The organism is Photobacterium sp. OFAV2-7, from assembly GCF_022347985.1.
GTDB lineage: Bacteria > Pseudomonadota > Gammaproteobacteria > Enterobacterales > Vibrionaceae > Photobacterium.
The window spans coordinates 1-5,225 of the sequence record NZ_JAKRFQ010000330.1 but is presented as its reverse complement, the minus strand read 5'-3'; the positions used below and the strand labels follow the sequence as shown (position 1 = coordinate 5,225).

The 5,225-nt window shown below is 44.1% G+C and carries 4 protein-coding genes; all 4 read left to right on the top strand.

The window, feature by feature from the left end:
* On the top strand, nt 1-748 hold a 748-nt coding region (locus MHN01_RS15965; RefSeq protein ID WP_255725299.1), incomplete at its 5' end, for a putative glycoside hydrolase.
* A gap of 133 nt (nt 749-881) precedes the next feature.
* Nucleotides 882-2,885: a methyl-accepting chemotaxis protein gene (locus tag MHN01_RS15960; RefSeq protein WP_239412254.1), complete on the top strand. Its 2,004-nt coding sequence runs from the start codon at nt 882-884 to the stop codon at nt 2,883-2,885.
* Between the two features lie 63 nt (nt 2,886-2,948).
* A complete protein-coding gene (locus MHN01_RS15955; protein ID WP_239412253.1) occupies nt 2,949-4,307 on the top strand; it encodes a glycoside hydrolase family 30 beta sandwich domain-containing protein in 1,359 nt (452 codons plus the stop codon).
* Nucleotides 4,308-4,426: 119 nt separating this feature from the next.
* Nucleotides 4,427-5,225, top strand: a 799-nt coding sequence (locus MHN01_RS15950) for a MalM family protein (RefSeq protein WP_239412252.1), incomplete at its 3' end; no start/stop codon positions are given.

The window sequence follows — 5,225 nt, the reverse complement described above, 5'->3', positions numbered from 1 at the left end:
TAACGATGTGTTGCCTGCAGTGTCTGATGAATGGACAACCATGAAGTTTGCACTTAGCTGTTTTGCCGATGAAGGTATGGAGTTCTCAATGCTTAATACCCCATTCCTGCTGACAACAAGTGGTGAAATGGCATTTGACCTGGGTGAAGTTCGTTATGTTCCTCGCAGCTTGGATAAAGCTACTGATGAAGTTGATTGTGCTGCATTGGCTGTTCCTGCGTTGCCTGCTCTAGATGAAGACATTTCTTACACCTGGAGTGATACATGGAGCCCGAGTGTTGGTGTCTGGACAGCTCATACTGGCAGTGATTGGAGCCCTGCGCCTGACCATGTTGCAACTGCAACGGAAGTTGACAGTGAGGGTACAACAGTTGTGAACGTCGCTTTCAATGCGGCAAGCCCTGCAGATGACAAAGCGGTTATATTCCTAACTGGTAAAACGCAGAACCTAACGAACTATGTTGAATCGGGTAAGCTGGAGTTTGACCTGTTGGTTACCTCTTACGGTGATAACCGTGATGGCTTGGTGATCAAGATGGAATCTTCTGAGGAAAATGCATCAAGTCCGGATTATTTCCTGGAGAAAATTGAGACAGGAAAATGGACTGCTATCTCTGTGCCAGTTAGTGATTTAGCTATTGGTGGTATCGCAGAAACTGTTAATAAGCCATTCGCAATATTACCGGCCTGGGGCAACTCTCAAGCGGGTGTTGAATTTAGCTTTAAGAATGTTCGCCTGGTGAAGTAAATATTGGTGGGAGGAAGTTAGCTTCCTCCCACTTTTTCCTTTTTCAGCTTTCTTTATATACCCAACTCTCTTGATAGTTTTTCAGGGGAGTTGGGTATAAGTGGCTCTATCCTGAACGGAAATCAGAAATTTTATGAAAAAGAATCGGCAAATGTCAGTTATTAAGCGCATATATGCAGGCTTTGCGTTAATGGTGATCCTACTTGTCACGACAGTTATATTGATGCTTGATGGAGCAAATCGTATCCATAATCAATTGGAAACTGTTACCACAGGTGCTTTTCCCCTTGTCTCACTGGCAAATCAAACCAGTGTCAAACTCCTGGCTGCCGATAAAATCTTCAAAGATTTCCTTACCAGTAAAAATGCTGAGCGAATGCAAAGCTTTGAGAATAAATTCAGCTTGGCACATCAAGATTTTAGCTCTTCGCTGAAGCAACTATCGGCAATATCTGAAAATAACACTGTTTTGAGTGGCAAACTTACTGCATTGTTTGCAATGGAAGAGCGTTATTTCTCTGAGTCGCACAAAGCGATGGAAAATTATCGTACTCAGTTAAGTGTTCAGCAGGAGAGGCAGAAAGCAGTCCGCCGCTTCCAGCAGCTGCAGACCGAACTTAGTGTAGGTATGAAGGAGTACATTAGCAGTCAAGATAACCTTGCGGTTAAGCTGATGGCCAAAAGCTATTTCACCAAGCTTAAACAAACAGAAACGATCACCTCGGATGCGCTGGCCAGTGATGATATAGACGTTATTACCAAAGCGCTTAAGGACAATAAGCGAAGCGTCACTCGGCTTAACTACGCTTATAAAGGACTTATCGCTCAATTACCGTCACTCAAGGAAAGGTTTGATCAGTCTGTTGAACAGTTCACACTGGATATTGGTAAAAAAGGTGGTGTACTGGAGCAGCACTTCCAATATGTCGAGGCCAGTCATCGTCTCTATCGCAATATTTCTGTGCTTGCAGGCGAGGTTGATCAGGCTATGGCTATTCTTGACACATTTCATGCTGAAGCCGAGCAGTTGATGGACGATGCGATTGAAAGCGCTAATGCAAGTTACCGTGCTGGGTATACACAAGCTACCGTTATGGGTGTATCTGTAACAGCTTTTGCGATAATTCTTGGTTGGCTGCTGGCGCGAAATGTTCGTAAGCCGTTAGTTTCAATGCTCTCCACCCTTGAAGCGTTAACAGATGGCGATATGACACAGCGAGTGGACGACAATACGTTTACTGAGTTTAATCACCTTAGCAATCACATCAACACCTTGGCATCCAACCTACAAGATATCTTGCGAAAACTGAGTCTTGCCTCGGGGAATTTAGCGCAGGTGTCGGCACAGAACCAGGCAGCAACAACGGAATCCCAAACCCGCTTGAATGATCAGCGTCAGCAAACCGCATCGGTTGCTACTGCGATGACTGAAATGGAGCAATCGGTGAAAGATGTGGCTAATAGTGCCCAGAGCTCTATGGATAAAGTTCATGATGTTGAGGTTGCGGCGCGGACAGGGCGAGATGTGATGAGTAGTAATATCTCGACGATTCACCAGTTATCCGAGCGTCTTGATGAGTCCGTCAAAGTGGTTTCAGCTGTTCAGGGAATGAGCAGCGAAATTGGTTCAATTCTTGACGTCATTCGTCATATTGCCGAGCAAACCAATTTGCTGGCTTTGAATGCGGCAATCGAGGCTGCACGCGCAGGCGAACAGGGGAGAGGGTTTGCCGTGGTGGCTGATGAAGTCAGGCAGTTGGCAAAGCGGACCACAGACTCTACCGAAGAAATTGAGCGCATGATTCAAAACTTGCAAGCCTGCTCGGGCCAGGCCTCATCAGTGATGCAAGGCTGTGTGAGTGAAATGCATAACAGTATTGCCCAGTCATCTGAAGCGAACAGTGCGATGGAGGAAATCCAGGCAAAAATTATAGAGATCAGCCAGATGAGCAGTCACATTACCCAAGCCGCGGAAGAGCAAAGCACGACATCGAATTTGATTGCACGGAGCCTTGAAGATATCAGCCACATCGCTGATGCCAATTATATGTCGATAGAACAGGTTGCCGGGGTAAGTTGCAAGCTTGATGAACTTGCTAATCAACAAAATGACTTAGTACGTAGATTTAAAGTGTAGCGAATACGGCAACTCTACATAAAAAGATAGTTAGGATTTACCAATTGTTACCATGGAGTGTTGATGAAACTATACCAAACAGCGAAAGGCACTGATTTTAAGTTATCGGAAGTGCCAGTGGATAATTTACGCGAAGGATACCAGCATGACGTAAATACGACTTATACGGATGCTGGAGAACTGTTTAATGTATTTCTGGATGAAACTAAAACATTTCAGGAGTGGGAAGGGTTTGGAGGAGCCTTTACTGAGTCGGCCGCGAATGTCCTTAACAGAATGAGTGCCGAGAATCAGAAGAAAATGATGGAGGCCTATTTTCATTCAGAGAAGGGTATTGGGTATAATTTTTGTCGAACACATATTAATAGCTGTGACTTTTCTCTCGGGAATTGGGCGTGTTGTGAGACGGAGGATCCAGAGCTAAGAGACTTTAATCTTGAACGCGACAAGCAGCAAATCATCCCGATGGTTCACTGGGCCAAAGCGATAGCCAGTGAAGACATTACTATTTTTTCTTCTCCATGGAGCCCACCGGCGTGGATGAAAACCAATGGTGAGATGAATAACGGCGGGAAACTCAAACCTGAGTATCGTCAGGCATGGGCCGAATATTACTGTAAATATATCAAAGCGATGCAAGACGAAGGCGTGACAGTCAGTGCAATTACCATTCAGAATGAGCCAGCAGCTACTCAGGTCTGGGATTCATGTATATATACAGCAGAAGAAGAGCGTGATTTTGTTCGTGATTACCTTGGCCCAACGCTAGAAAATGAAGGTTTGGGACATATCAAGATAGTCTGCTGGGATCACAACCGTGCCGAGGCTTTTGACCGGGCACAGAAGATGTTTGATGATCTTGATGCTGCTAAGTATGTCTATGGTATCGGTATTCATTGGTACATGGGGGATAACTACGATAACCTTAAATTAGTAAACGATATTTACCCGGATAAAAAGATATGGTTTACAGAGGGTTGCCAAGAGTTAGGGCCGCACATTGGTGACTGGAAGGTGGGTGAGCGGTATGCCCATTCGATGATTAACGATCTTAATCACAATACCAGTGCGTGGTGTGACTGGAATCTATTCCTCGATGAGACCGGCGGTCCAAACCATGTAAATAATCTTTGCAGCGCCCCGATTATTGGTGACACGGTTAATGACAAAGTGATCATTAATCCTTCATACTACTATTTTGGCCATTTTTCTAAGTTTATTAAGCGAGGGGCGAAGCGGATCGCAGTTGCCACTACCAGTGATGATATCGAAGCAACGGCTTTCTTAAATCCGGATGGTGAAAAAGTCATGGTGATCATGAACCGTCTCGAACAAGATATAGCCTATGCACTAAATAATAGGAATAAAGGTTGCTGTATAACAATGCCAGCAAGATCAATTCAGACCTTAGTTCTAGATTAACAGTGTTCTAAATAGATATCGTTGGCGCAAGGGAAAATACCTTGCGCTAAATCTATTAAAACTTTGGTTCTTATATCCTTACCTTGTGCAAGGTATGGTAATAGTGATGAGAAAGAGAAATGAAGAGAATACTCGCTATTGGTTTAGTCGTACTGACCACGTCTTGCAGCAATAATCAAAGTATGGTTATTGATTACGGGGCCAAGAACGCTGAAAAAGTACAAAAAATCGAGCCGGAAACAGCCTTCCTTGCGCTTGAAAATGCACCTGTGTGCTGTGACTCGCTCGCTGAGATTGACTACCGGCAGATTTCTCAGCCGGGGAAGTTTGATTTTAATATTTTTCCACAAGATAAGGCATTTCGCTTTCGTTCGGGAAAATCCTTTGTTAAAGGGATTGCCTTGCCTCAGGTCAATGGGCCGATTAAGGTTGCGATATCTTCTCCAATAATATCGAGTGTTTTTGTACCCTCATTACTGGTATTAGATGAATCATATAACCCCATAGAAGTCTATGGTGATGAAACAATCAGCTACGATAAAAGCTCCTTGGTCAATGTTGAGCGTCTTTATGGAAATATTGAATTACCCTCGGAGTATCCAGATGGGCGCAAAGCCAGATACTTGGTTGTGTTTACAACTTCAGAGGCGATGAAAGGTGAAACGACTCTTGCCCAGCCAGATCCAAAATTGGCAGAAGTAGGCAGGGAGTCATATGCAATCAGACTGTATAGCAACCAACCTATTCCCCATACGGCAATTGGTGCTATCAGATTAGCCTTTGATTATCAGCAAAGCAGCCAAACTCAAATGAGCAAATATCTAGCGACAGATAATTCTGCTGATAATAGAAAGCAACAAGCTGAAACAATATTATCCGAGCAGGAGAAAAAAGCTGCTATTGGCGTTACAAATGAAT